We start from the raw sequence: 25,843 nt of genomic DNA on the forward strand, positions 1-25,843 counted from the left end.
GCCCGCCCGCACGCAAAGGCCGCGAGCCGCTAGGATCCGGATCGAACGTTCCGCTTCGAGCGCACGGGATAGCCGCTACGCCTGACAAGGCGCCAGAACAGGGCGCACGCCGCCGAACGTCCGCCGCCAACCACCCACCACCGAGTACCAGTCAGGGGAAGGCATGCCCGAGAACTCCCGCCCGCTGCGCACGGACGCCCGACGCAACCGCGAACGCGTGCTGGCCGCAGCGGAGTCGGTGCTGGCCCGCGACGGCGCGACGGCCTCGATGCGGGCCGTCGCCGAGACCGCCGGCGTCGGACTCGGCACCATCTACCGGCACTTCCCCACCCGGGAGTCCCTGTTCGAAGGCATCATGGTCGCCCGGATGCTCCAACTGGCCGACTACTCGGGCACCCTGGTCGAAGCAGCGGACGCCGGGGCGGCGTTCTTCGCGTTCTTCACCGCCGTCGTGGACAACGCGAGCCGGATGCGCGCCTTCGCCGAGGTGCTCGCCGACGCGGGCATCGACGTCAAGGCCGGCACCTCCGAGGCGGCCGCCGCCCTGCGCACCGCGCTGGACACCCTGCTGACCCGGGCGCAGCAGCAGGGCGCCCTCCGCTCCGACCTGCAACTCACCGAAGCCATGGCCCTGTTGGCCGCGATGTGCCTGGCCGCCGAGCGCAGCCAGTGGGAACCCACAGCCCGGGACCGGACCCTCGCCATCCTGTTCGACGGTTTCCGCCCCCGCCCCCACGCACACGCCTGAGTCGCCAGGCGCCTGGCGGGACTCCCGGCAACAGGCTGCGGCACGGCCGACCGTCCCGGCCGCGACGGACACCGGCTGAGGGCAGGTTTCGCCGAACGTCCTTCGCGATCAGTACGGTTGGCGCAGCCACTCCTCCAGGACGGTGAAGTCCTGCTCGGTCAGGCCCAGTCGGGGGTCGACCCGGAGCAGCAGCGCGGGCCCGGCGTGGTGGGCGGCCACCCAGGACCGGTCGGCCGCACCGATCTCGTCGTCCACCCAGGCGAACGCACTGCCCGCCGCGTGGCCGACCAGCAGTGGCGTCTTCCAGTGCACGCCCGGTGGAAGGGCGCCCGACGCGGTCGGCGGATCCGTGCCGTCCGGCTCTTCCAGCACGGGAAGTTGGGGCAGTCCGAGCAGCGGGGCGACGCAGATGTTGGCCTCGTGCTCCCAGGTGGTGGCCCACACCGGGCGGCAGTCCAGCCCGGCGATCCGCGCCCCGCGCCGAGGATCGAGCCTGGTCAGCAGCGGGTTATCGGCGACCTCCGCGCCCAGCACCTCACGGATCCGGTGGGGCGTCAGGTACTCCGGCTGCCGCCCGGCCGGACCGCCGAACGGGATCAGCGGGCCGTCGACGTCGAGGTACAGCAGCGGTGGGAGTGACTCCATCCCCGCATCCTGCCAGCCCTGCCCGCGGGGCGCCGCTCCGACCGTACCGGTCCGGCCGGTACCGGTCCGGGCGGTGGGCCGCACGTCTCATCGTCGCAACCGGTACCCACCCTCGATCACGTACAGGTCGGGGGTGGGGGCCGCGCACTTCGCGGTCACCGGCGGGGCGGTCGGGTCGCCCGGGTCCGGGACGCCCGACCACCCCACCCTTCCCTGCTGCGCCCGGTCGAGCGAGAAGCTGAATCCGGTCTCCGGGTGCCAGCCGTCCGGCGGCCGGGGCGGTTCGGCCGTGCCGGGCGGGACAGCGTAGGTCAGCGACCGCACCGTTCCGGTGACGGTCGCGGTGTCGCCGTCCGCGATGAGGCAGTCGACATCTACCTCGACCCGTACCGTTCCTTCCCAACCACCTTGCTGCGTAAGGAACTTGTGCTGGATGACGGCCCGCCCCGTGCCGCCGAGGCGCCCCTGTGCGCGGGCGTCGACGCTCAGCGTGAGGTCACCGAACCCGGGCAGGGGCGCACTCTGCGGACCGAGGCCGACCTGCCCGTACAGCGCGACAGCGCCCCTCGGCGCGGGCGCGACTACGGCGGCCCGCGCGGCCGGCACCACCAGGCACGTCCCGGCCACCCCGGCCGCCCCCGCCAGCAATCCGGCAACCATCCGACGCCACGTCATTTTCCTTCTCCTCCCGACGAGCCGAACGACCGCGCCCCGGCTCCGCCGTGCTCCACGGCCGCGCACGGGGACGGAGTCAAAGGTCGCAGCCGGCGCCGCCGACCCGCGTCCGCCACCGGGAGGAGCCTCGTCATCCGCGCGGAGGAAGACCACTGGTCCCGGTCTCCGCCCGGACGGCGGTGGGCCCGGTGGCGTGCCGTGGCTTACGGTGTGCGGCAACGCGCTTGGCAGGGAAGGGTGGTGGCGATGGGCTGGGAGCTGACCTTCGAGCGGCCGGACGGCGCCGGAGACCCCGCGTACCGGTTCGACTCGGCCGGGATGAGACCGGTCCGGCGGACGATGGAACGCCTCGGCATGCTGTCGTACGAAGAGCCGCCGCCCTGGCCGTCGCCCGCCGAACACGGCCTGGCCCCGGCCGATTTCGCGGCCGTCCTCGACGGCAGGACGTCGGAGCGCATGCGGGCGTTCCGGGCCGCCTGCCGGGTCGTGACCGACTGGCAGGACGAACGGCCCTCGGGCATACCCGCGTACAAGTTCGGCGGCACCAACGACGGTTGGCTGGTGACGCCCGCCGAGATCCGGTCCGCACTGGCCACCCTCGCGGCCCACCCCGCGTGGACCAGGGCCGTGGTGCTCCGAGGGCAGCTACCCCGGACGACCCGGCCGACCCAGACGGAGTGGGCGGCCTGGGCGGAGTGGATCGACTACCTCGAACGCGCCACGGTCCGCGGCGGCTTCCGGGTGGAGTGACGCCCGTGCACCCTTCGCGTTCCGCCGTTCCCGCCCGCTCACCCCAGGACGTCGGCGAGCCAGTCGGCGGTGTCGGGGAGCCAGTCCGGCAGGGCGTTGCCGAGCAGGTGGTTGCCGTGCGGGACGTGCAGCAGCTCGGCGTGCGGCAGGTCCGCGCCGAGGGCGGCGGCGTTGGTGACGCCCGGGATGCGGTCCCGGCCCCCTTCCACCAGCAGCAGCGGCAGGTCGCGCAGGTGCGGTGCCAGGGCGGCCAGGTCGAGCCGCTCGACGAAGGCCCGGGCGGCCTCCGCGCCGCCGCAGCGCCGGGTCAGCGTGGCGGTGACGAACGGCACCAGTGCGTCCCACTCCAGCCGGTACGGTCCGCTGACCAGCGCCGCCGCCCGCACCCGCGGGTCGTGCGCGGCCAGGTCGGCGGCGAGGTAGCCCCCGAGGCTGAGCCCGAGCACCGCGACCCGCCCCGGGTCCACCACACCGCCGACCGCCTCACCGCCCGCCCTGCCGCCCGTCATCTCGGCCGACATGCCTGGAGCCGACTCCGCCGGCTGCTTCAGGACGTGGTCCAGGGCCCGGCCGAGCGCGGCCCGGTGCGCGGGGCCGAGCGCCGGACCGGCGGCCAGGACGCCCTGCCCGGGCCCGTCCACCGCCAGGACGGCCACTCCTCGGGCCAGCAGCGCGTCAGCCGGCCGGTGGAACTCCTCCTTCGAGGAGTCCATCCCGGGCACCAGCACCACCAGCGGGTACCCCTCTTCGCCCGACTCCCCCGACTCCCCCACCTCCGGCAGGCGCAGCCACCCCGCGTAGCCCGCACCGGAGATCCGCCGGGCCCGGGGTTCGAGCAGTGCGAGGTAGGCAGCCATCGACCGGTCGGCCTCGACGGCGACGTCAGCGGCCCGCTCCGGGTCCGGGTCCGGCAGCAGGGAGGCGAAGTGGAACCAGCGGGCCGCCGACCGGTGGGGCCGACCGGCGGTGCGGATCCGGCCCAGCCCGGCGGCCTCCTCGGCCCGGGTCCGATGGGCGAGCGCCGCCGCCCGGCAGGTCTCCGGCCAGTGCACCAGCGAGTCGACCGAGGCGGTGACCCGGTCGTACTCGTACAGGTCGATGCCCGCGCCGTGGGCGCGCGGGCGGGTCTCGGCGATGAAGCCGGCCGCCATGCCGGGAGCGGCGAGAAAGGAGAGGTCGGTCATGGTGGCGTGGTCCTCCGGAGCTGGGCGGTCCTGGCAAGCTAATAGATCGACAAATCGACGGGGAACTGACGGTGCCGCTCGTCCGGCAACCGCTCCGGCGCTGATCCCGATCCCGATTCGATCGCGATCATCAATGAGCGCCATCATCATCAATCAATTGACGACTGTCAACGAAACGGATTGATTTCGCCGACCCTGTAGCATCGCCGCATGGGAATGCCTGCCGGTGACCGTCTCGGCGTCGACCTGCACCGCGCCGGCCAGGAGTTGCTGGCCGCGAAGCGCCTCGCGGTCGAGCCCGCGGGGCTGACCGTGCCGCAGTACGCGGCGTTGTACGTGCTCGCCGACAGTCCGGGGATCAGCGGGGCGGGGCTGGCTCGGGCCTGCCAGGTCACTCCGCAGGCGATGGCGGTCCTGCTCCGGCACCTGACCGAGCGGGGGCTGGTGGAGCGGGCGCCGCACCGCTGGCACCGCAACGTGCTGGAGACCCGGCTGACCGATCGGGGGCGGGCGGCGCTGGAGCTGGCGGACGAGCGGGCGACCGAGGTCGAACAGTGCCTGGCCGACGAGTTCACCGAGGCCGAGCAGGAGCGCTTCCGGGATTTCATGGGCCGGGCGGCCCGGGCCCTGCAGCGCGCCGCCGCCGAGCTCGGCTGACCGCACACCGGTCCCCGGTCGGCCGGCGATGGGGGCCGTCCCGGTGTGGCCAATGTCGCACGGTGGATCTCCGCAGCTCGTGGGGGGTACGCCGGTCGGCTGCGGGTAGGCTGCGGCTGCCCCGTACCCGAGCCGTGAGGAGTTGCGCGTGTCTGCGATCACCGTCGTGGGGGTGGGTGCGGACGGCTGGCCGGGGCTCTCGGGCGCGGCGCGGGAGGCGTTGGAGGCGGCGGAGGTGGTGCTCGGCGGAGGGCGCCAGTTGGGGTTGCTGCCGGTGGAGGTGACGGCGGATCGGGTGCCGTGGCCGTCGCCGCTGCCGCCGTCGGTGCCGGGGCTGCTGGAGCGGTTCGCGGGGCGGCGGCTGGCGGTGCTGGCGAGTGGTGATCCGATGTTCCACGGGATCGGCCGGACGCTGCTGGAGTGCGGGGTTCCGGTGGAGTCGCTGCGGGTGCTGCCGCATCCGTCCTCGGTGTCGCTGGCGTGTGCCCGGTTGGGTTGGCCAGTGGAGGAGACCGAGGTGGTGACGCTGGTGGGCCGGCCGGTCGAGTCGCTGCACGCGGCGCTGTACCCGGGCCGTCGGCTGCTGGTGTTGAGCGCGGACGCGTCGACGCCGGCGCGGGTCGCGGAGCTGCTGACCGCTCGGGGGTACGGGCCGAGCCGGCTGCGGGTGCTGGAGCAGTTGGGCGGTCCGGCGGAGGCGGTGCGCGAGGGTGTGGCGGTGGGTTGGCCGTCCGCGCCCGGTGATCCGTTGAACGTGGTGGCGGTCGACTGCGCGCTCGACCCCGGGGCCGTCGGGCCGGATTCACCCCGGCAGCAGCTCGTTCCGGGACTGCGGGACGAACTCTTCGAGTCTGACGGCCAGTTGACGAAGCGTCACATCCGGGCGGCGACGCTGGCGGCGCTCGGGCCGGCGCCGGGTGAGCTGCTGTGGGACGTGGGCGGCGGCTCGGGTTCGATCGGCATCGAGTGGCTTCGGGCGCACCGCAGTTGTCGGGCGGTGAGTGTGGAGCGCGATCCGGTGCGGGTGGAGCGGATCGTCCGGAACGCGGCCGCACTGGGGGTGCCCCGGCTGCGGGTGGTGCGGGGGGCGGCGCCGGCGGCGTTGGCCGAGTTGGTCGCGTCGGGGCCCGAACTGGGCCGTCCGGACGCGGTGTTCGTCGGTGGCGGGTTGACGGTCCCGGGGGTGCTGGAGGCGTGCTGGGCGGCGCTCGCTCCGGGTGGACGGCTGGTGGCGAACACGGTGACGTTGGAGTCGGAGGCGCTGCTGACGCAGTGGTACCGGCGCCAAGGTGGCGAGTTGGTGAAGCTGTCGGTCGCGCACGCGGTGCCGGTGGGCGGGTTCACGGGGTGGCGGCAGGCGATGCCGGTGACCCAGTGGAGCGTGGTCAAGGGGGCGGGGGGCGAAGCGGACGGAGCCGCGGGCGGAGGCGGGAGCGGGAGCGCCGGGGAGTCCGGTGCGGACGGAGCAGTGGCAGGAGGAGGAGCGAAGTGACGGTCTATTTCATCGGCGCCGGTCCGGGTGCGGCGGATCTGATCACGGTGCGCGGCCAGCGCACCCTGGCCCGCTGCGGGGTGTGCCTGTACGCGGGCAGCCTGGTGCCGCCGGAGCTGCTGGCGGACTGCCCGCCGGACGCCCGGCTGGTGGACACCGCGAACCTGGACCTGGACCAGATCCTGGCGGAGATCGTCCGCGCGCACGGCGCGGGCCTGGACGTGGCGCGGCTGCACTCGGGCGACCCGTCGGTGTTCTCGGCGATGGCCGAGCAGATGCGGCGGCTGGACGCGGCGGACATCCCGTACGAGGTGGTGCCGGGCGTGCCCGCCTTCGCGGCGGCCGCGGCGGCGCTGAAGCGGGAGTTGACCGTGCCGACGGTCGGGCAGACGGTGATCCTGACCCGGGTGGCCCGGCAGGCGACGCCGATGCCGCCCGGCGAGGAGCTCGCCGTGCTCGGGAAGAGCGGGGCGCTGCTGGTGCTGCACCTGGCGGTGCGCTACGTGGAGAGCGTGGTGGAGGAGTTGCTGCCGCACTACGGTCCGGACTGCCCGGCGGCGGTGGTCGCGATGGCCAGCCGCCCGGACGAGTTGGTGCTGCGCGGCACGCTCGGGGACATCGCCCTGCAGGTACAGGCGGCGGGTGTGCTGCGGACGGCCGTCATCATCGTCGGGCGGACCCTGGCCGCGACGGAGTTCCGCGACAGCCACCTGTACTCGACGACCCGGGCCCGCTGACGCGGGTACGGCGGATGCGGCGGATGCCGAAGGCCGTCCCGGCGGCGCGCTGCCGGTGGCGCGCTACCGGCGCCGGGACGGCCTGAGCCTCACACGCGGCTGACGCCGGGGCTCGCGACAGGGGCCGGTCCAGGGCCGCCACAGCCGGACCGGCAGGCACCGAAGGGTGGCTCCGCGGGCTGTCGCAGCGGGCTGGCAGGATCGGCGCGTTGGCGTTCCGCCCTGCCCTGCCGGCGACGAGAGGTCTCCCGATGTCCGAACCGTACTCCGCGATGGCCCGGCTGCACCTCGAACCGGCGGCGCTGCGTGCCTACTTGGCCGCGCCGTCCGGGCCGTGGGCGGGGTGGAAGGAGCTGACGGGGTGGTGCGACCGGCCCGGTGGGACGGGCGGGCTGCCGTGGTCGATGCACCCCGGGCCCGACGCCGCCACCGTGGAGCGGTGGTTGACGGACGGCGACGACCACCGGGCCCAACTGCGGGCGTTCCTGCGGACGGCGGAGGAGCCGGGGCTCGCCTCGCTGGGGTACGACGAGGCCGCGCGGACCCTGACGGTGGTGAACCTGACCGTGCAGCGCGAGTCGTTCCGCGATCCGCTGTGGTTCCTGTCCGTGATCGGCGGTGCGGCGCGGTACGTCGGCGGGCGGGGCGGGTTCGCGGTGGTGCGCGACCACATCTGGCCGGGGCCGGAGGACCGTTACACGCTCGGCGTGCTGACCGTCGGCCCGGCCGGGGCGCGGGCGCTGCACCCGGTGCGGGACGCCGGGGCGTACCGGGCGGCGGTCCGGGCGGCGGACGAGGTGTTCGACGTGACGGGCCTGCCGGACGACGACGAGGACCCGGAGGAGTGGAGCGGCCCGGACCCGGTGGCGGGCCTGGACGCGCTCTGAGCCCGTCCCGGCCTCATTTCCCTCCCTCGCCCCCGCCCCGGCCGATGCCCAGGCCGTCGAGCACGGTGCCCGCGCCGTCGGCGAAGGCGCGTGCCGGGTCGGTGGCGGCGCGGGTGGTCAGGGCGGCGGTGAGCAGGGGGAAGGCCTCGGGGACGAGCGGGCCGGGACCGGCGTTGGTGGTGGCCTGGTGCTCGACCTCGAGCGCCCCGATGGCGTACGACACCAGCGCGTGCAGCGCCGCCGCCCGGGCCGGGCCGTCCAGACCGGCATCGGCCAGCGTCTCCAGCAGCCGTTCGCGCCAGCGCAGTACGGGCAGGCAGCCGCCGTGGTGCCGGACGGTCAGCGGCAGCACGCCGGGGTGCGCGCCGACGGCCTCGCGCAGCAGTCCCAGCAGGGCGAGCAGCCGTTGTCGCGGCGGGGCCGGGGTGGCCGGGGTGGCCGGTGGGGCCGGGGTGGTCGGCGGGGCCGGGGTGCCCGGCGGGGCGGGGCGGTCGAGGACGGTGCCGAGGGCGAGGTCGACGACCAGGCATTCGAGTTCCTCGCGGTCCTCGACGTAGCGGTAGAGCGCCATGGTGCGGCGGTCGAGTTCGGTGGCGACGGTGCGCATGGACAGGGCGGGCAGACCGTCGCGGTCGATCACGGTGAGGGCGGCGGCGGCGATCTGGCGGGTGGTGAGGGAGCGTGGACGGGGCATGGGTTGACAGCGTACGCCATACGCCTACAGTTTTGGCGTACGGTCTACACCTACGAGGATCCACCGAGGAGACCACGTGTCCCGACTCCGGGCCGGCACCACCGCACCGCCCCTCCCCGCCACCGACGCCGCCGACGCGCCCCTGCCGCCGCCGCCCGTGGGCGGACTGACGCACCTGCAGTTCCGCCGCTTCGCGGGCTGTCCGATCTGCAACCTGCACCTGCGCGGATTTGCCGTCCAGCACCCGGAGTTGCGGGAGGCGGGGGTGCGGGAGATCGCCGTCTTCCACTCGCCCGCCGCCGAACTGCGGCCCTACGCCGAGGGGTTGCCGTTCCCGTTGCTCGCCGATCCCGAGCAGCGGCTCTACCGGGCGTACGGGGTCGAGCGCGGTGCGCGCGCCCTGCTCGACCCGCGGGCCTGGCCGTCGATCGCCCGGGCGCTGGCCCGCAGCGTGCCGCTGGTCCTGCGCGGCCGCGAACGCCCGCCCGCCACGCGCCCGTTGGGCGGCCGGCTGGGGCTTCCCGCCGATTTCCTGCTCACCTCGGACGGCCGGGTCGCCGCCGCGCACTACGGCACCCACGCGGCCGACCACTGGAGCGTCGACCAGGTCCTCGCCCTGGCCGCCGGGCACCGGGCGGCACCGCTCCCCCAGCACGGCTGAACCCGCCCCCACCCGTCCGCCCCCACCCGGTCGCCCCGACCCGGTCGCTGCGGCGGTGCGGCCGGTCCGGGGCGGCAGCAGGGTGCGCCCACCGAGCAGAACCCAGCCCTGTCCGGCCGTGCTCAGCCGCGCTCAACCGTGCTCAGCCGCGCTCAGCCGAGCGAGGCGACGAACTCCTTGGCGCGGCGGGTGATGTCGGCCCAGTCGCCGTCCGCGACGGCCTGTGGGGGGACGACGTCGGTGCCGGCGCAGACGGCCAGGGCGCCGTGGTCGAGGAAGGCCTTGGCGTTGCCGGCGTTGACGCCGCCGGAGGCGACCAGCGGGACGTCCGGGTAGGGGCCGCGCAGGTCCTTGAAATACCCGGGGCCGAAGGCCTTCGCGGGGAAGATCTTGACGGCGGCGGCGCCGAGGTCGACGGCGTCGGCGACCTCGGTGGGGGTCAACGCACCCATCACGACCGGGATTCCGGCTTCGCGGGCGACGTCGGCGACGGCGGGGCGCAGGCCGGGGGTGACCAGGAAGCGGGCTCCGGCGGCGATGCCGGCCCGGGCCTGGTCGGGGGTGAGCACGGTGCCGACGCCGATCCGGCAGCCGGCTTCGGCGGCGCGGGCGAGGTGGCGGGTGACGTCCGGTGTGGTGAAGGTGAGTTCGGTCCAGGCGATGCCGCCTTCGGCGAGTGCTTCGCAGAGCGCGACCGCGTCGGGGATCACGGGGGCCCGCACCACGGCGATCACCGGTTGCCGGGTCAGTGCCGCGCGGAGGTCGGCGCGCGGGTCCGCGCGCAGGTCCGTGGTGTCCATTCCCATCCTGCCAACTCCTGTTCGAAATGAGCTTGTTCGTGATGTCTGGGGTTCGGCCCCCCGGGTGTGCTCAGTCCAGCGCCCGGACCTTCCGGTCGGCGCCTCGGCGCAGGGCGCGGCCGGCCAGGTCGCCGGTGGGTTTGCCGTCGGTGAGGGCGGCGACGCCGTTGACCAGGACGTGCCGGATGCCGTCGGCGGGTTGCCTGGGCTGGTCGAAGGTGGCGGTGTCGCGGACGGTGTCGGGGTCGAGGAGGACCAGGTCGGCGTGGTAGCCGGGGCGGATCAGGCCGCGCCGGTCGAGGCCGAGGCGGCGGGCGGGGCGGCCGGTCATCCGGGCGATGGCCTGTTCGAGGGTGAGGACGCCCAACTCGCGGCTGTAGCGGGCGAGGTAGCGGGGGAAGGTGCCCCAGGCGCGCGGGTGCGGGCGGGCGCCGACCAGCAGTCCGTCGCTGCCGACGGTGTGCACGGGGTGCCGCATGATGGCGCGGACGTTCTCCTCGTGGCCGACGTGCTGGAGGATGGTGGTGCCCAACTGGTCGGCGCGCAGCAGGCCGAAGAAGACTTCGGTGCCGGTGCGGCCCTGTTCGGCGGCGAGTTCGGAGACCTTCCGGCCGACGACGGCGGCCAGTGAGCTGTTGCGGACGCCGGAGATCTGGATGGTGTCCCAGTCGGTGACGACGCCGTGGCAGCCGTCGCTGCCGTGCTCCTCGACGTCGGCGCGGATGCGTTCGCGGGCGGTGGGGTCGGTGAGGCGGGCGAGGGTGGCTTCGGGGCCGCCTTCGGTGGACCAACTGGGCAGCAGGGCGGCCAGGGTGGTGGATCCGGGCAGGTAGGGGTAGCTGTCGAGGGTGATGTCGATGCCGTCGGCGAGGGCGGCGTCGACCAGGGCGAGGAACTGCCCGGCGCGGCCTTCGTTGACGCCGAAGTTCATGGTGGCGTGCGTGAGGTGCAGCGGGCAGCGGGAGCGCCGGGAGATCTCGACCATCTCCGCGTAGCCTTCCAATGCGCCCGCGCCGTAGGAGCGTTGGTGGGGTGCGTGGAAGCCGCCTCGGGCGGCGACGACGGCGCACAGTTCGACGAGTTCGGCGGTGTCGGCGTACATGCCGGGGGTGTAGCTGAGGCCGGTGGACATGCCGACCGCGCCGTCCGTCAGCGCCTCGTCCAACAGCCCTTTCATCCGGTCGAGTTCGGGTCCGGTGGGCGGGCGGTTGTCCCAGCCCATGGCGAGCATCCGGACGCTGCCGTGCGGGACGAGGTAGCAGGTGTTGACGGCGACCCCCGCCCCAGCCCCGGCACCCATACCCGCACCCGCACCCGCACCCGCACCCGCACCCGCACCCGCACCCGCAGCCGCGTCGAGGCGATCGAGGTACTGGGCGACGGTGCGCCAGTTCCAGTCGAACTCGTCGTCGGCGGGGTCGCCGTTCCAGCCGGCGAGTTGGCGGCGCAGGGCGGCGAGGGTGGCGTCGTCGACGGGGGCGTAGGAGAGGCCGTCCTGGCCGAGAACTTCGAGGGTGACGCCCTGGGTGATCCGGGAGGGGTGGTCGGGTTCGAGGAGGATCCGCAGGTCGGAGTGGGCGTGCATGTCGATGAAGCCGGGGGCGAGGACGAGGCCTTCGGCGTCGATGACCTGACGTCCCGTCAGTCCTCGGCCGATCTCGTCGATGCGGCCGTCGGTGACGGTGACGTCGGCCTGCCGGCGGTCGGTGCCGGTGCCGTCGATGACGGTGGCGCCGCGCAGGAGCAGGTCGGCCATCAGAAGTACGTCCGGACCAGGTCGACGACGCGGGGGTTCTCGGTGTCGGCGTGGTCGAGGACGGGGATCAGGCTCCACTTGTCGAAGGCGGTGCAGGGGTGGGAGAGGCCGAGGCGCAGGACGGCGCCGATCGGGGCGGCGGGGCCGGCGTCGCGCAGGAAGGCGTGCTGGTCGTTGAGGGCGGTGACGGTGGCGCCGGTCAACGGGCCGTGGCCGCGTACGAGTTGGGGTTCGGGGAGGCCTTCGTCGAACGGGAGGTCGCGCTTTCCGGCGTCGAGCAGGGCGAGTCGGGGCTCGGGGTGGGAGACGACCCGGGCCCAGCCGTGCATGGCGGAGCGCAGCGGGGTGGCGGCGGCGTCCCGGGCGAGCGGGGAGATGCCCCGGTAGAAGCCGTCGTCGTGGGCGAGGTAGGCGCCGGCCCGGACGATGACGGCGGTGCCGGGGACCTGCCGGGCGAGGGGGGTCAACTCCTGCGCGACGGTGTCGAAGTAGGCGCTGCCGCCGGCGGTGACGATCGGGGTGGGGGTGGGGTAGTCGGTGGCGAGGCGGCGGTGCAGGTCGGCGAGGTCGGCGAGGTAGCCGCGGACGGTGGCGAGGGCGGTGTCGGAGGCGTCGTGGGCGAGGGCGCCCTCGTAGCCGCCGACGCCGGCCAGGCGGAGGGTGGGGGCGGCGAGGACGGCGGCGGCGACGTCGAGGGCGGCGGGGACGCCGCGGGCGCCGGTGCGGCCGCCGGGGCCGCCGAGTTCGACGATGACCTCGACGGGGCGCTGCGCGCCGGCGGCGCGGAGGGCGGCGTCCATCAGGTGGACGCTGTCGGTGGAGTCGACCCAGGAGGCGAAGGCGAAGTCGGGGTCGCGGTCGAGTTCGCCGGCGATCCAGGCGAGTCCGGCGGGGTCGAGGAGGGTGTTGGCGAGCAGCAGGCGCTGGACGCCGTGGGCGCGGGCGACGCGCAGCTGGGGGAGGTTGGCGAGGGTGATGGCGTGGGCGCCGGCGGCGAGTTGGGCCTGCCAGAGGGCGGGCGCCATGGTGGTCTTGCCGTGCGGGGCGAGGCGGACGCCGGCGGCGCGGCACCAGGCGGCCATGGTGTGCAGGTTGTGGCGGAGGGCGGCGGCGTCGAGGGTGAGCAGGGGGGTGCCGAGGCCGTCGAGGGTGGGGCGGGTGGCGAGCCAGTCGCGGACGGTGCGGCCGTGGGCGTCGGCGGGGAGGGCCTTGAAGCGGAAGTCGATGGTCTCGTCGGCGAGGGCGGCGACGGCGGCGGTGTCGATGCCGGGGCCGTGGACGGGGTCGGCGAAGTGGCGCTCCCGCCGCTGCTCCGCGGCCGCCCCGGCGCTCGCGTCCGAGCCGGTCACCGCCTCCGCCTCCGCCTCCGGACGCGCGTCCGCACCCGTCGCCGCGTCGGCCTCCACGCCCGTCGCCGCGGCGGCCTCCATACCCGTCACCGCGTCCGTGCCTGCTGCCGTCTCGTCCATCGCCGCACCTCCGTTCGAACCCCGGCCCACGCACGAGCTGGGGAGTTGCAACATGTGCAACCTGTATTGCGCATGTTGGTGATACGGTTCTAGCATTCACGCCGGACGGCGGTCAACGGACCGCGACGCGGCCCGTCCACCCCTCCCACCAGGCACGCAGCACCGGGGCTCACCGCCGAGCGCCGGGGCGCGCGGGCCGTCGACGCGGGTCGTCGAGCGGTGGGGGCAGGGGGCAGGGGCCCGAGGGTGAGGGAGCGGGTTTGATGGCGGATCACGGCGGCGCGGGCCAAAACGGTGCCCGGGCGGTATGCCTGGGCGAGTCGATGGCGGTGCTGCTGCCGGACCGGCCGGGGCCGTTCGAGGCCGTCGGCGCGTTCCGTCCCTCGGTGGGGGGCGCCGAGTCGAACGTGGCGGCGGCGCTGGCCGGACTGGGCGTGCCGACGGCGTGGATCAGCCGGGTCGGTGCGGACGGGTTCGGCCGTCGGCTGACCGGCGACCTGGCGGCGGCGGGGGTGGACGTGTCGGCCGTCGCGGTCGACCCGCACCGGCCGACCGGCGTGTACCTGAAGGAGACCGGCGGTTCCGCCCTGCCGCACGACCTGGGCCCGGGCCGCTCCCGCCTGCACTACTACCGCACCGGGTCGGCGGCGTCCGCGCTCTCCCCCGCGCTGCTGGAGGACCCGGCGGCGGCGGCGCTGCTGGACGCGGCACCGCTGCTGCACCTGACCGGCATCACCCCCGCCCTGTCGGACGACTGCCTGGCGCTGGTGCGGGCGCTGCTGGCCCGCCGCCGGCCGGGCCGGCTGGTCTCCTTCGACCTGAACTGGCGCCCGGCGCTGTGGCGGCTGCGCGACCCGGCGGTGCTGCCCGAGCTGCTGGACGCGGCGGACGTGCTGCTGCTCGGCGCGGACGAGGCGGAGGACGCGTTCGGCACCGGCGACCCGGACGAGCTGCGCCGCCGCTTCCCCTCCCCGGCGACGCTGGTGGTGAAGGACTCCGGCCACCTGGTGACCGCGCTCGACCGGGACGGGGGCGCGGTGACCGAGCCGGCGCTGCGGGTGGAGGTGGTGGAGCCGACGGGCGCGGGCGACGCGTTCGCGGCGGGCTACCTGGCGGGCACCCTGCGCGGCCTGGACCAGCGCTCGCGGCTGCGCCTGGGCCACCTGTCGGCGGCGGGCGCGCTGACCGCGCACACCGACCACGGCACCCTGCCGGACGCCCGGACGGTGGCCGCGCTGCTGGCGGCCGACGCGCGGGACTGGGCGGCGACCCGGGTCTCCGCGGCCGGCTTCGACTCCCCCGCCCTGCCCGCGCCCGTCCGCTGACACCCGGCCCCCGACCCCCGTCCCCCACCCGTCCACCGAAACCCGGCCCACGACCCCCGTCCCCCGACCCGTCCACCGAAACCCGGCCGCTGCGAAGCGTCCCCTCCCGGCACCCTCGAACTACCCTCGGGACTCCCATGAGCCAGACCGTCACCCGCGCCCTGCGCCTGCTCGCCGAACTCGGCGAGGGCGAGCGCTCCCTGGACCAGCTGGCCGATCTGATCGGCGTGCACAAGACCACCGTGCTGCGGCTGCTGCAGAGCCTGGAGGAGGAGCGCTTCGTCCACCGCGACGCCCAGTACCGCTACCACCTGGGCGCGGGGCTGTTCGCACTGTCCAGTCTCGCGCTGGAGCAGCGGTCGATCCGCCGCACCGCCGCCCCGCACCTCGCCGAGCTGAACGCGGCGACCGGCCAGACCGTGCACCTGGCCGCGTACGAGGGCGGCGAGGCGGTGTACATCGACAAGTACGACTCGCGGCACCCGGTGCGGATGTACTCGCGGATCGGGCTGCGGGCGGCGCTGCACAACACGGCGGTGGCGAAGGTGCTGCTGGCGGACCTGCCGCCGGGCGAGCGGCGCCGGGTGGTGGACGGCATCGAGTTCACCGTGCACACCCCGAACACGATCACCAGTCCGCAGGCGCTGCTGGCCGAGCTGGACCAGGTCGCGGCGCAGGGCTGGGCGCAGGACCACGCCGAGCACGAGTCGTTCATCAACTGCGTGGCCGCGCCGATCCGGGACGCCTCGGGCCGGGTGGTGGCCGCGGCGTCGATATCGGTGCCGGACGTGGTCCTGCCGTACGAGCAGGTGCTCGACCTGCTTCCGCAACTGCTCGCCTGCACCCGGGCGATCTCCACCGACGCGGGCCTCCCGGCGCGCGGCGGTTTTCACTGACCCATCGTCAATTCCATTGGAGAGCACCGAAGATGAGTGACAAGATCGAGGTTCGTACCGACGGCGCGCCCGCTCCGGCGTGGATGTTCTCGCAGGGTGTGCGCAAGGGCCCGATCCTGCAGGTGTCCGGCCAGGGCCCGCAGGACCCGGCGACCGGCGAGTACCTGTACCACGGCGACGTGAAGGCGCAGACCCGGCGGACGCTGGAGAACGTCAAGGCGATCGTGGAGGCCGGCGGGGCGAGCATCGAGGACGTGGTGATGTTCCGCGTCTACCTGACCAAGCGCGCCGACTTCCCGCTGATGAACGAGGTGTACGCGCAGTTCATCGAGGAGAACATCGCCCCGGGCGGGGTGAAGCCCTGCCGCACCACCGTCTTCGTCGAACTCCCGCAGGAGCCGATGCTGGTGGAGATCGACGCCCAGGCCGTCGTCACCGGCTGACCGGCCTCGCGCCCCCGGTTCAGGGCCCCTTCGGGGCGGCCCGGCCGACGATGGCGCCCGCGCGGTCGATGCAGATCACGTCGACCGTGACGGGGGCGCCGAGCAGCACGTCGAGGGCGGTGGCGCGGGCCCGTTCGGCGACCAGGTCGCCGAGCGGGACGCCCGCCGCCGTGCACGACTGCACCGCTTCCAGGGCGGTGTTGGCGGCGGCGACCCGGGCGGCGAGTTCTTCGTCGGCGCCGCCTTCCCTGGCCAGGGCGGCGAGTTGGGCCTTGTCGACCTGGGAGCGGCCGGAGTGCAGGTCGAGGTGGCCGGCGGCGAGCTTGGAGAGCTTGGCGAAGCCGCCGCAGACGGTCAGGCGCGGAACGGGGTGCCGGCGCAGGTACTTGAGGACGGCGCCGGCGAAGTCGCCCATGTCGAGCAGGGCGTCCTCGGGCAGGTCGTACTCGGCGACGACGACCTTCTCGGAGGTGGAGCCGGTGGCGCCCGCGACGTGGGTGCGGCCGGCGGCGCGGGCGACGTCGATGCCGCGGCGGATCGAGTCGATCCAGGCCGAGCAGGAGTAGGGGACGACGACGCCGGTGGTGCCGAGGATGGACAGGCCGCCGAGGATGCCCAGCCGCGGGTTCCAGGTGTGCCGGGCGATCTCCTCGCCGTGGTCGACGGAGAGTTCCACCTCCACGTCGCCGGATCCGCCGTACTCGCGGGCGACTTCGGCGACCACCTCGCGGATCAGCTGCCGGGGCACCGGGTTGACGGCCGGCTCGCCGACCGGCAGCGGCAGGCCGGGCTTGGTGACCGTGCCGACGCCGGGCCCGGCCCGGAAGACCACGCCGCTGCCGGGCGGGCCCGGGCGGACGGTGGAGCGGACGAGTGCGCCGTGCGTCACGTCGGGGTCGTCGCCCGCGTCCTTGACCACCCCGGCGCTGGCCCGGCCCTCGCCCAGCTCCTCCACGGCCAGCGCGAACGCGGGCCGCTCACCCTTCGGCAGCGTGATCGTCACCGGGTCGGGGAAACCGCCGCCGAGCAGCGCCGTGTACGCCGCCTTGGTGGCGGCCGTCGCGCACGCCCCGGTGGTCCAGCCCGGCCGCAGCCCGCTGCTGCGCAGCTGCCCCTTGCGCCCGCCGCCGCCCGCGGCCTGCGCCTGCTCCTGCCCCCGCCCTCGCGCGTCCTGCGCTCTGCCGCCCACCGCTCCACCGCCCACCGCTTCGTCACTCACCGCTGGCCATCCCGCCGCTCCGCTCGCCGTTCCGCTCGCCGTTCCGTCCTCGCCTCCACCGTCCCACGCCGGGCCCGCCGGCCGCCCGGTTAGGGTGGTGTGTCCTGATCACACCGGCCCCGGGAGTCCCGCATGCACGTCCTGATCCTCGGCGGCACCAGCGAGGCCCGCCGGCTGGCGGACGTGCTGGTGGCCGATCCGGCGCTGCGGGTGACCAGCTCGCTGGCGGGACGGGTGGCGCAGCCGAGGCTGCCTGCCGGGGAGGTCCGGATCGGCGGGTTCGGCGGTCCGGAGGGGCTGGCGGCCTGGCTGCGCGCGCACGCGGTGGACGCGCTGCTGGACGCCACCCACCCGTTCGCCGAGCGGATCAGCCGCAACGCGGCGCTGGCCGCCGCGGGCACCGGTACGCCGCTGCTGGCGCTGCGCCGTCCGAGCTGGACGGCGCGGGAGGGCGACCGCTGGCATCCGGTGCCGAGCCTGGCCGCCGCCGCGGCGGCCCTGCCCGGGCTGGGCCGCCGGGTGTTCCTGACCACCGGGCGCCAGGGCATCGCGGCGTTCGCGCACCTGGACGGCCTGGTGTTCCTGGCGCGTTCGGTGGAGGCGCCGGTGCCGCCGATGCCGGTGGCGACCGAAGTCCTGCTGGAGCGCGGGCCGTTCACCCTGGACGGGGAGCGCGAGCTGTTGCGCGTGCACCGCATCGAGGTGCTGGTGACCAAGGACAGCGGCAGCGCGGCGACCGCGCCGAAGCTGACCGCCGCCCGCGAACTGGGCCTGCCCGTGGTCGTGGTGGAGCGCCCGCCGGCCCCGGCGGGGGTGCGGACCGCCCCGGACGTGGCCGGGGCGGTCGACTGGGTCAGGCGGCTGGCGGGCTGATGGTCCGTCAACTCGCCTGCTATTGCTCGGGGTAGCGGCGCGGCGTCCACACCACTTCGCTCTCGCCGCCGCGCCGCACCCACTGGGTCTGGGTGGAGCCGACCAGCAGCAGGGTCCGCATGTCGACCTCGGCCGGGTCGAGTTCGGCGAGCGCGACGGTGCGGATCCGCTCGGTGGGGCCGCCGACGTCCCGGGCCATCACCACGGGGGTCTGCGGGTCGCGGTACTCCAGCAGCAGGTCGCGGGCCGAACCGACCTGGGTGGTGCGGGACTTGGAACCGGGGTTGTAGAGCGCGAGGACGAGGTCGGCCTCGGCGGCGGCGCGCAGCCGGCGGGCGATCACCTCCCAGGGCTTGAGCCGGTCGGAGAGCGAGACCACGGCGTAGTCGTGGCCGAGCGGGGCGCCGGCCCGGGAGGCGGCGGCGTGCGCGGCGGTCATGCCGGGCAGGACGCGGACGGGCACGTCCCGGTAGGGGTCCGCGCAGGCGGCCTCCAGGACGGCGGTGGCCATCGCGAAGACGCCGGGGTCACCGGAGGAGACCACGGCGACCCGGCGGCCGCGGCGGGCCAGCTCCAGGGCGAACTCGGCGCGGACGCCTTCGACCTTGTTGTCGGAGCCGTGCCGGACCTGCCCGGCGCGGACGGGCACCCGGTCCAGGTAGGTGGTGTAACCGACCAGGTCGGTGGCGTTCGCGAGGGCGCCGCGCGCCTCGGGGGTGAGCCAGAGCGGCCCGGCGGGGCCGGTACCGACCACGACGACCTCACCGACCTGACCGGCCTGGCCGGGCTCGCCGACCTGACCAGGCTCGCCGACCTCGCCGATCTGCCCCGGATCCCCTTCCGCCCGGGCGCCCAGGGCCTCGAAGGGCTGCCCGGCGGAGTCGAGCGCGGCGACCCGGCTGGGCAGCACGGCGACGGAGAAGTACGGGACGCTGTCGGGGTCGACGTCGGCCAGCCGCCCGGTGCGCTCGCCGTCCATGGTGGCGCGTTCGACGTACCGGGCCTCGTCCAGCCGGCCGGCCCGTTCCAGGGCGCGGCGGACGGCCGGGAAGGTGCGGCCGAGCTTCATCACGACGGCGGAGTCGGTGGCGGCGAGGCGGGCGGTGAGCTCCTCCTCGGGGAGGGTGCCGGGGATGACGGTGAGGACTTCCTCGGCTTCGACCAGCGGGGTGCCGAGGCGGGCGGCGGCGGCGCTGATCGAGGTGACGCCGGGGACGACCTCGGTGGGGTAGCGGTGCGCGAGGCGCTTGTGCATGTGCTGGTAGGAGCCGTAGAACAGCGGGTCGCCCTCGGCGAGGACGACGACGTCGCGTCCGGCGTCGAGGTGGGCGGCGAGCCGGGCGGAGGCCTCCTGGTAGAAGTCGTCGAGCGCGCCGCGGTAGCCGCCGGGGTGGTCGGTGGTCTCCACGGTGACGGGGTACATCAGCCGCTCTTCGAGCTGGCCGCCCGTGAGGTACCGCTCGGCGATGGCCCGGGCGTGCGAGCGGCCGTGCCGGGCGCAGTGGTAGGCGATGACGTCGGCCTTGCCGATGAGTTCGGCGGCGCGGACGGTGAGCAGCGACGGGTCGCCCGGTCCGACGCCCACCCCGTACAGCTTGCCGGTGTTCTGACGGTCCGTCATTCTTCTTCGCTCGCAATCGCGTTAATGGCGGCGGCGGCGATGGCGCTGCCGCCTCGGCGGCCGCGGACGACCAGGTGTTCCAGGGCGGCGGGGTGCTCGGCGAGGGCCTGCTTGGACTCGGCGGCGCCGATGAAGCCGACCGGGACGCCGATGACGGCGGCGGGGCGGGGGGCGCCGGCCTCGATCATCTCCAGCAGGCGGAACAGCGAGGTGGGGGCGTTGCCGACGGCGACGACGGCGCCTTCGAGGCGGGGCAGCCAGAGTTCCATCGCGGCGGCGCTGCGGGTGGTGCCCATGGCGCGGGCGAGTTCGGGCACAGCGGGGTCGGTGAGGGTGCAGAGCACCTCGTTGTCGGCGGGCAGCCGCTTGCGGGTCACGCCGCTGGCGACCATGTTGACGTCGCACAGGATCGGCGCGCCGGCCAGCAGGGCGCGGCGGGCGTCGGCCACGGCGTTCGGCGACCAGAGCAGGTCGTCGACCAGGTCGGTCATGCCGCAGGCGTGGATCATCCGGACGGCGACCCGGGCGACGTCGGCGGGCAGATGGGCGAGGTTCGCCTCGGCCCGGATGGTGGCGAAGGACTGGCGGTAGATGGCCGCGCCGTCCTTCTCGTACTCGATCATTCGGGCCTCCGGCGTTGGACGGTGGAACTCTGGACGGTGGAGCTCTGGACGGTGGAACTCTGGACAGGGGGGCGCTGGGCAGGGGGGCTCTGGGCGCTACGGGCTTCGGCGACCGCCTCGGCGGTCTCGTGCGGTTCGGTGTCGCGGGTGGTGCCGTCGACCGTGACGCGGTGCCCGGTCGGGGTGGCCAGGACGTCGACCCAGCGGCCGGCGGGGTGTCCGCAGCGGCGCTCACAGCCGGACCAGTGGACGGGGAGTCCGATGGCGGGTGCGGCGGCGACGGCCTCGGCGGCCTGGGCGCGGACGTCGGCGTGGGACTTCGCGCAGCCGGGCAGGCCGGTGCAGGCGGTGACGCCCTCCCAGGGGCCGCCGGGGGTGGTGCGGAACCCGGCGGCGGCGAGGCGCGGCAGCCAGGCGGGGTCGGTGTGCGGCAGGACGACGCCGCGCCAGGGGGTGAGCCGGGCGGCGTGCGGGGAGGTCTCGCCGAGGGCTTCGGCGAGCAGCCGCCACTGGGCGCTGCTCGCGCGGCCGAGGCGCGGGGCGACGGAGAGGGCGCCGGCGGGTGCGCCACCGGCGCCGGCGGGACTACTCACGCTCGCGGGACTGCCGGTGATCGCGCCCAGCACTATTCGTTCGCCGGCGAAGGGTGGCAGCGGGGTGTCGCCCTCGGGGAGTTGGCGCTGGATCTCGCGGGCGTGCCAGGCGCGTCCGGCGGCGAGGTCGAGGATGCGGCGGGCGGCGTCGAGGGCGGCGGCTACGGGGGTGTCGACGGCGGTGGCGCGGTGGGCGCGGCCGTGGCGGAGCAGGGCGCGGCCGCCGCCGACTGCGATCAAGGTCACATCGGCGTCGAGGGCGGCGACGTCGCCGCGGCCGTCGTCGAGGGCGAACAGGAACTTGCCGGAGAGTGCGGCGGCCCACGGCGCGGCGCAGAGTGCCTGGTCCAACTCCCGCACCCAGGTGGTGACCTGTTCTCCTCCGGCGCCGTGTCCGTCGAGGCCGGCCAGTGGGGAGGCGACGATGTTGCGGACGCGTTCGTGCGTGTCGGAGGGCAACAGGCCGACGGCGCGCAGGCGTTCGGCGAGGTCGGCGGCGCAGTCGGCGGTCAGGCCGCGCAGCTGGGCGTTGCCGCGGGAGGTGATCTCGATTCCGCCGTCGCCGAGGGCGTCGGCGGCGTCGGCGATCGCGTGCAGCTGACGGTACGTCAACTGTCCGCCGGGAAGGCGGAGTCGGGCGAGGTGTCCGTCCTCGGCGGAGTGCAGGCGGAGCGCGCCGGGGCAGGCGTCGGCGCGGCCTCGGTCGGGCCCGACGGAGGGTGCCTGGGCGGCGTCGGGTGTGGGTGGCATGGCGGCGAGCATACCCATCGGGCGCGTCCGCGCCACCGCCTCGTCCGTCACACCGGGGCGGTGCTCCCCCGGGGCCGCCGTGGCGCGATTGCGCAGCTCAGCGCGGTGCGGGCCGGTTGCGGGGGTGGTCGCGGGGCGGTGCGGGCCGGATTCGCGGGGCGCGGGTGGTCGGGTTTCGGTCAGCGTCACAGGTCACACTCCCCCGCGGGCCGATCACCCCGTACGATGCTGGCGGGCGCCTCTCGGGGCGTCCGCTGCCAGCGACGGCACAGCGGAGGAAGTCCGGTGCGAATCCGGTGCGGTCCCGCCACTGTGACCGCGGCTCAGTGAGCCGTGGGAGCCAGGAACTCCGGCCGTCCTCCACCGCCCGGGGCGAGGACCCCGAGGAAGGCTGTTCCATGCGCTGCCGCACGTCCGTGCCCCGGCGGGTGCCCGCCGTCGCCGGGCCGTCCCCTGCCGTCCGTTCCGCGCCGTCCGCACGTCCCGTACGGCCGGCCCGCCTCGCGCGGTCCGTCCGCCTCGCGGCGCCCGTCGGCTCCGCAGCGCCCGCCCGCTTCGCACCGTCCGCCTGCTTCGCACCGTCCGCCCGCCCCGTGCCGTCCGAGACGCCCGGGAGGGCTTCCGCATGATCCTGCTGCTGTCGACGTCCGACACCGACCTGCTGAGCGCCCGGGCGGCGGACGGCCCGGTGCCGTTCCGCTGGGCGAACCCGTCCCGGTTGTCGCCGGAGGAGCTGCCCGCGCTGCTGGACGGGGTGGAGCTGGTGGTGGTGCGACTGCTGGGCGGGCGCCGGGCCTGGCAGGAGGGGTTGGACGCGCTGCTGGCGGGTCCGCGCCCGGTGGTGGTGCTGACCGGCGAGCAGGCGCCGGACGCGCAGCTGATGGAGCTGTCGACCGTCCCGGCGGGCATCGCGGCGGAGGCGCACGCGTACCTGGCGCACGGTGGTCCGGCGAACCTGGCGGAGCTGGGCGCGTTCCTGTCGGACACGGTGCTGCTGACCGGGCACGGTTTCGCGCCCCCGGCGTCGGCGCCCGCGTGGGGTCCGCTGGAGCGGGCGGCGCGCACGTCCGAGGGGCCGGTCGTCGCGGTGCTGTACTACCGGGCGCACCACATGAGCGGCAACACGGCGTTCGTGGAGACGCTGTGCCGGGCGGTGGAGGACCAGGGTGCCCGGGCGCGGGCGTACTTCTGCGCGTCGCTGCGCGGGGCCGAGCCGGAGCTGCTGGCGGAGCTGGGCGCGGCGGACGCGATCGTGACGACGGTGCTGGCGGCGGGCGGTACCCGGCCGGCGGACGCGCAGGCGGGCGGGGACGAGGAGGCGTGGGACGCGGGGGCGTTGGCGGCGTTGGACCGTCCGATCCTGCAGGCGCTGTGCCTGACCTGGTCGCGGGCGCAGTGGGAGGGCAGTGACGACGGCCTGTCGCCGTTGGACACGGCGACGCAGGTCGCGGTGCCGGAGTTCGACGGGCGGCTGATCACGGTGCCGTTCTCGTTCAAGGAGGTCGACGAGGACGGGTTGACGGTGTACGCGGCGGACCCGGAGCGGGCGGCGCGGGTGGCGGGCATCGCGGTGCGGCACGCCCGGTTGCGGCACACGCCGGCGGCCGAGCGCCGCCTCGCGCTGGTGCTGTCCGCCTATCCGACCAAGCACGCGCGGGTGGGCAACGCGGTGGGCCTGGACACCCCGGCGTCGGCGATCCGGCTGTTGGAGCGGCTGCGCGCGGAGGGCATGGACCTGGGCGACGGCCTGCCCGGCCTGGACACCGACCGGGACTCGGGGCACGAGGGCGACGCGCTGATCCACGCGCTGATCGACGCGGGCGGCTACGACCAGGCCTGGCTGACCGAGGAGCAGCTCTCCCGCAACCCGGTGCGCATCCCGGCGGCCGACTACCGGCGCTGGTACGCGACGCTGCCGGCGGCGCTGCGCGAGCGGGTCGAGGAGCACTGGGGTCCGGCGCCGGGCGAGTTGTACGTGGACCGGTCGCGGAACCCGGACGGCGACATCGTGCTGGCGGGGATCCGCTCCGGGAACCTGCTGGTGCTGATCCAGCCGCCGCGCGGGTTCGGCGAGAACCCGGTGGCGATCTACCACGACCCCGACCTGCCGCCCAGCCACCACTACCTGGCGGCGTACCGGTGGATCGCGGCGGACCGCGCGGACGGCGGTTTCGGCGCGCACGCGGTGGTACACCTGGGCAAGCACGGCAACCTGGAGTGGCTGCCGGGCAAGACGGCGGCGCTGTCGGCGGAGTGCGGCCCGGACGCGGTGCTCGGTGACCTGCCGCTGGTCTACCCGTTCCTGGTGAACGACCCGGGCGAGGGCACCCAGGCCAAGCGCCGGGCGCACGCGACGCTGGTCGACCACCTGGTGCCGCCGATGGCGCGCGCCGACTCGTACGGGGACATCGCCCGGCTGGAGCAGCTCCTCGACGAGCACTCGAACATCGCGGCGATGGACCCGGCGAAGCTGCCGGCGATCCGGGCGCAGATCTGGACGCTGATCCAGGCGGCGAAGCTGGACCACGACCTGGGGTTGGCGGAGCGGCCGGAGGACGACGGCTTCGACGACTTCCTGCTGCACGTGGACGGTTGGCTGTGCGAGGTGAAGGACGCGCAGATCCGGGACGGCCTGCACGTGCTGGGGCAGGCCCCGGCGGGCACCGACCGGGTCAACATCGTGCTGTCGATCCTGCGGGCGCGGCAGATCTGGGGCGGGGTGAGCGCGCTGCCGGGCCTGCGCGAGGCGCTGGGGCTGGACGAGTCGGCGCTGACGCTGGGGGCGACGGACGCGGCCGAGGCGCGGGCCCGTTCGCTGGTCGAGGCGATGGAGGCGGAGGACTGGAACCCGGCGGCGGTGGCGAAGGTCACCGAGGGCCTGCCGGCCGCCGTCGCGGACGTGCTGGGCTTCGCCGCGACCCAGCTGGTGCCCCGACTGTCGGCCACCACCGACGAGTTGGACGCGGTGCTGCACGCGCTGCAGGGCGGTTTCGTGCCGGCCGGGCCGTCGGGTTCGCCGCTGCGCGGGCTGGTCAACGTCCTTCCCACCGGCCGGAACTTCTACTCGGTGGACCCGAAGGCCGTCCCGTCCCGGCTGGCCTGGGAGACCGGGCAGGCGCTGGCGGCGTCGCTGGTGGAGCGCTACCGGGCCGACAACGACGGGCAGTTCCCGCCGTCCGTGGGTCTCTCGCTCTGGGGCACGTCGGCGATGCGCACGGCGGGCGACGACATCGCCGAGGCGTTCGCGCTGCTCGGCGTGCGCCCGGTGTGGGACGACGCCTCGCGCCGGGTGACCGGCCTGGAGGCCGTCCCGGTGGAGGAGTTGGGGCGGCCGCGGATCGACGTGACGCTGCGCATCTCGGGTTTCTTCCGGGACGCCTTCCCGCACGTGGTGGCGCTGCTGGACGACGCGGTGCGGCTGGCGGCCCGCCAGGAGGAGTCGGCCGAGCAGAACTTCGTCCGGGCCCACGTGCAGGCCGACCTGGCCGAGCACGGTGACGAACGGCGGGCCACGGTGCGGGTGTTCGGCTCCCGGCCGGGCACGTACGGGGCGGGCCTGCTGCAGCTGATCGACAGCCGGGACTGGCGCACCGACGCCGACCTGGCCGAGGTGTACACGGTGTGGGGCGGTTACGCGTACGGGCGGGGCCTGGACGGGCGGCCGGCGCGCGAGGAGATGGAGAGCGCGTACCGGCGGATCACGGTGGCGGCGAAGAACACCGACACCCGTGAGCACGACATCGCCGACTCGGACGACTACTTCCAGTACCACGGCGGCATGGTGGCGACCGTGCGGGCGCTGACCGGGGCCAGCCCGGCCGCGTACATCGGCGACTCGACCCGGCCGGAGACCGTGCGCACCCGCACCCTGACCGAGGAGGCGGCCCGGGTCTTCCGGGCCCGGGTGGTCAACCCGCGCTGGTTGGAGGCGATGCGCCGGCACGGCTACAAGGGCGCGTTCGAGATGGCCGCGACCGTCGACTACCTGTTCGGCTACGACGCCACCACGGGCGTGGTCGCGGACTGGATGTACGAGAAGCTGACCCAGGAGTACGTGCTCGACCCGGTCAACCGGGAGTTCTTCGCGGGCGCCAACCCGTGGGCCCTGCACGGCATCGCCGAGCGCCTGCTGGAGGCCGCCGGGCGCGGCCTGTGGGCGGAGCCGGACGCGGCGCTGCTGGACGAGTTGCGGCAGGTGCTGCTGGAGACGGAGGGCGACCTCGAAGGGGAGTGAGACCGTCCCCACACGAACGGCTTCCCCGGTCCCGGGCTCGGGACCGGGCCGGGGGGCGGGCCGCCCTCGGGACGGTGCGGAGACCGACCGTCCGAACCCGGGGGCAACCCG

The 25,843-nt window shown here is 75.2% G+C and carries 23 protein-coding genes and 1 riboswitch; of the genes, 12 read left to right on the plus strand and 11 right to left on the minus strand.

The genetic code is table 11. The features are described from left to right. The first annotated feature begins 163 nt into the window (after positions 1-163). Positions 164-748, plus strand: coding sequence for a TetR/AcrR family transcriptional regulator (locus ACZ3J7_RS29630; protein WP_465626353.1), 585 nt, complete (start codon positions 164-166; stop codon positions 746-748). Positions 749-856: 108 nt separating this feature from the next. On the opposite strand, the gene ACZ3J7_RS29635 is transcribed toward ACZ3J7_RS29630, so the two are convergent. Both ACZ3J7_RS29635 and ACZ3J7_RS29640 read right to left on the minus strand, forming a co-directional pair. Continuing rightward, complete coding sequence (locus ACZ3J7_RS29635; RefSeq protein WP_465626355.1) at positions 857-1,393, minus strand: HAD domain-containing protein; 537 nt, start codon at positions 1,391-1,393, stop codon at positions 857-859. 87 nt (positions 1,394-1,480) lie between these two features. Then, a complete protein-coding gene (locus ACZ3J7_RS29640) occupies positions 1,481-2,068 on the minus strand; it encodes a hypothetical protein (protein WP_465626357.1) in 588 nt (195 codons plus the stop codon). Between the two features lie 246 nt (positions 2,069-2,314). On the opposite strand from ACZ3J7_RS29640, the gene ACZ3J7_RS29645 reads away from it, so the two are divergent. Continuing rightward, the gene (locus ACZ3J7_RS29645) at positions 2,315-2,818 is read left to right on the plus strand and encodes a hypothetical protein (RefSeq protein WP_465626359.1); all 504 of its coding nucleotides are present in this window, start codon (positions 2,315-2,317) and stop codon (positions 2,816-2,818) included. A 38-nt stretch (positions 2,819-2,856) separates the two neighbouring features. Here the strand turns inward: ACZ3J7_RS29645 and ACZ3J7_RS29650 are convergent, their stop codons facing one another. Further along, complete coding sequence (locus ACZ3J7_RS29650) at positions 2,857-4,002, minus strand: alpha/beta hydrolase family protein (RefSeq protein ID WP_465626361.1); 1,146 nt, start codon at positions 4,000-4,002, stop codon at positions 2,857-2,859. A 210-nt stretch (positions 4,003-4,212) separates the two neighbouring features. On the opposite strand from ACZ3J7_RS29650, the gene ACZ3J7_RS29655 reads away from it, so the two are divergent. The 4 genes from ACZ3J7_RS29655 (at position 4,213) to ACZ3J7_RS29670 (ending at position 7,775) form a co-directional block, all read left to right on the plus strand. After that, positions 4,213-4,659 carry a MarR family winged helix-turn-helix transcriptional regulator gene (locus ACZ3J7_RS29655; RefSeq protein ID WP_465626363.1) on the plus strand — a complete coding sequence of 149 codons (447 nt, stop codon included), beginning with the start codon at positions 4,213-4,215 and terminating at the stop codon, positions 4,657-4,659. Positions 4,660-4,807: 148 nt separating this feature from the next. Beyond that, complete coding sequence (cbiE, locus tag ACZ3J7_RS29660; protein WP_465626365.1) at positions 4,808-6,151, plus strand: precorrin-6y C5,15-methyltransferase (decarboxylating) subunit CbiE; 1,344 nt, start codon at positions 4,808-4,810, stop codon at positions 6,149-6,151. Then, a complete protein-coding gene (cobM, locus tag ACZ3J7_RS29665) occupies positions 6,148-6,888 on the plus strand; it encodes a precorrin-4 C(11)-methyltransferase (protein WP_465626367.1) in 741 nt (246 codons plus the stop codon). The genes cbiE and cobM overlap by 4 nt, the downstream gene beginning before the upstream one ends. A 251-nt stretch (positions 6,889-7,139) precedes the next feature. Then, complete coding sequence (locus tag ACZ3J7_RS29670; RefSeq protein WP_465626369.1) at positions 7,140-7,775, plus strand: hypothetical protein; 636 nt, start codon at positions 7,140-7,142, stop codon at positions 7,773-7,775. A gap of 13 nt (positions 7,776-7,788) precedes the next feature. On the opposite strand, the gene ACZ3J7_RS29675 is transcribed toward ACZ3J7_RS29670, so the two are convergent. Further along, entirely contained in the window at positions 7,789-8,469 is a 681-nt protein-coding gene (locus tag ACZ3J7_RS29675; protein WP_465626370.1) for a TetR/AcrR family transcriptional regulator, read from the minus strand. 76 nt (positions 8,470-8,545) lie between these two features. Here ACZ3J7_RS29675 and ACZ3J7_RS29680 point away from each other — a divergent pair, with 76 nt between their 5' ends. Beyond that, positions 8,546-9,130 carry a peroxiredoxin-like family protein gene (locus tag ACZ3J7_RS29680; protein ID WP_465626372.1) on the plus strand — a complete coding sequence of 195 codons (585 nt, stop codon included), beginning with the start codon at positions 8,546-8,548 and terminating at the stop codon, positions 9,128-9,130. Between the two features lie 152 nt (positions 9,131-9,282). Here ACZ3J7_RS29680 and ACZ3J7_RS29685 read toward each other — a convergent pair whose 3' ends face one another. From ACZ3J7_RS29685 to ACZ3J7_RS29695, 3 genes are all read right to left on the minus strand, one after another. After that, positions 9,283-9,930, minus strand: a complete 648-nt coding sequence (locus ACZ3J7_RS29685) for a bifunctional 4-hydroxy-2-oxoglutarate aldolase/2-dehydro-3-deoxy-phosphogluconate aldolase (RefSeq protein WP_465626374.1) — start codon at positions 9,928-9,930, stop codon at positions 9,283-9,285. 70 nt (positions 9,931-10,000) lie between these two features. After that, positions 10,001-11,686 (minus strand): N-acyl-D-amino-acid deacylase family protein, encoded by a 1,686-nt coding sequence (locus ACZ3J7_RS29690; RefSeq protein WP_465626376.1) that lies wholly within the window; start codon positions 11,684-11,686, stop codon positions 10,001-10,003. Then, positions 11,686-13,155 carry a type III PLP-dependent enzyme domain-containing protein gene (locus tag ACZ3J7_RS29695; protein ID WP_465626378.1) on the minus strand — a complete coding sequence of 490 codons (1,470 nt, stop codon included), beginning with the start codon at positions 13,153-13,155 and terminating at the stop codon, positions 11,686-11,688. Before ACZ3J7_RS29695 ends, ACZ3J7_RS29690 begins: the two co-directional genes overlap by 1 nt. Positions 13,156-13,418: 263 nt before the next feature. On the opposite strand from ACZ3J7_RS29695, the gene ACZ3J7_RS29700 reads away from it, so the two are divergent. The 3 genes from ACZ3J7_RS29700 (at position 13,419) to ACZ3J7_RS29710 (ending at position 15,819) form a co-directional block, all read left to right on the plus strand. Then, the gene (locus ACZ3J7_RS29700; RefSeq protein ID WP_465626380.1) at positions 13,419-14,480 is read left to right on the plus strand and encodes a sugar kinase; all 1,062 of its coding nucleotides are present in this window, start codon (positions 13,419-13,421) and stop codon (positions 14,478-14,480) included. 137 nt (positions 14,481-14,617) lie between these two features. Further along, complete coding sequence (locus ACZ3J7_RS29705; RefSeq protein ID WP_465626382.1) at positions 14,618-15,376, plus strand: IclR family transcriptional regulator; 759 nt, start codon at positions 14,618-14,620, stop codon at positions 15,374-15,376. A 32-nt stretch (positions 15,377-15,408) separates the two neighbouring features. Then, positions 15,409-15,819 (plus strand): RidA family protein, encoded by a 411-nt coding sequence (locus tag ACZ3J7_RS29710; RefSeq protein ID WP_285733029.1) that lies wholly within the window; start codon positions 15,409-15,411, stop codon positions 15,817-15,819. 19 nt (positions 15,820-15,838) lie between these two features. On the opposite strand, the gene ACZ3J7_RS29715 is transcribed toward ACZ3J7_RS29710, so the two are convergent. Next, positions 15,839-16,927: a cobalt-precorrin-5B (C(1))-methyltransferase gene (locus ACZ3J7_RS29715; RefSeq protein ID WP_465626493.1), complete on the minus strand. Its 1,089-nt coding sequence runs from the start codon at positions 16,925-16,927 to the stop codon at positions 15,839-15,841. Between the two features lie 243 nt (positions 16,928-17,170). Between ACZ3J7_RS29715 and ACZ3J7_RS29720 the strand changes: the two genes are divergently transcribed. Beyond that, positions 17,171-17,911: a cobalt-precorrin-6A reductase gene (locus ACZ3J7_RS29720; RefSeq protein WP_465626384.1), complete on the plus strand. Its 741-nt coding sequence runs from the start codon at positions 17,171-17,173 to the stop codon at positions 17,909-17,911. A 19-nt stretch (positions 17,912-17,930) separates the two neighbouring features. Here ACZ3J7_RS29720 and ACZ3J7_RS29725 read toward each other — a convergent pair whose 3' ends face one another. Genes ACZ3J7_RS29725 through ACZ3J7_RS29735 form a run of 3 tightly spaced genes read right to left on the minus strand, consistent with a single transcriptional unit; the run spans position 17,931 to position 21,498 of the window. Beyond that, entirely contained in the window at positions 17,931-19,532 is a 1,602-nt protein-coding gene (locus tag ACZ3J7_RS29725; RefSeq protein ID WP_465626385.1) for a precorrin-2 C(20)-methyltransferase, read from the minus strand. Then, entirely contained in the window at positions 19,529-20,155 is a 627-nt protein-coding gene (locus ACZ3J7_RS29730) for a precorrin-8X methylmutase (protein ID WP_014139538.1), read from the minus strand. The genes ACZ3J7_RS29725 and ACZ3J7_RS29730 overlap by 4 nt, the downstream gene beginning before the upstream one ends. Then, positions 20,152-21,498: a hypothetical protein gene (locus tag ACZ3J7_RS29735; RefSeq protein ID WP_465626388.1), complete on the minus strand. Its 1,347-nt coding sequence runs from the start codon at positions 21,496-21,498 to the stop codon at positions 20,152-20,154. Before ACZ3J7_RS29735 ends, ACZ3J7_RS29730 begins: the two co-directional genes overlap by 4 nt. A gap of 281 nt (positions 21,499-21,779) precedes the next feature. After that, a riboswitch (cobalamin riboswitch) is annotated at positions 21,780-21,844 on the plus strand. A 279-nt stretch (positions 21,845-22,123) separates the two neighbouring features. Between ACZ3J7_RS29735 and cobN the strand changes: the two genes are divergently transcribed. Then, on the plus strand, positions 22,124-25,732 hold the full coding sequence (gene cobN / locus ACZ3J7_RS29740; RefSeq protein ID WP_465626390.1) for a cobaltochelatase subunit CobN: 3,609 nt from the start codon (positions 22,124-22,126) through the stop codon (positions 25,730-25,732). Positions 25,733-25,843 lie beyond the last annotated feature (111 nt).

The sequence above is a fragment of the Kitasatospora sp. NPDC015121 genome, assembly GCF_055562955.1.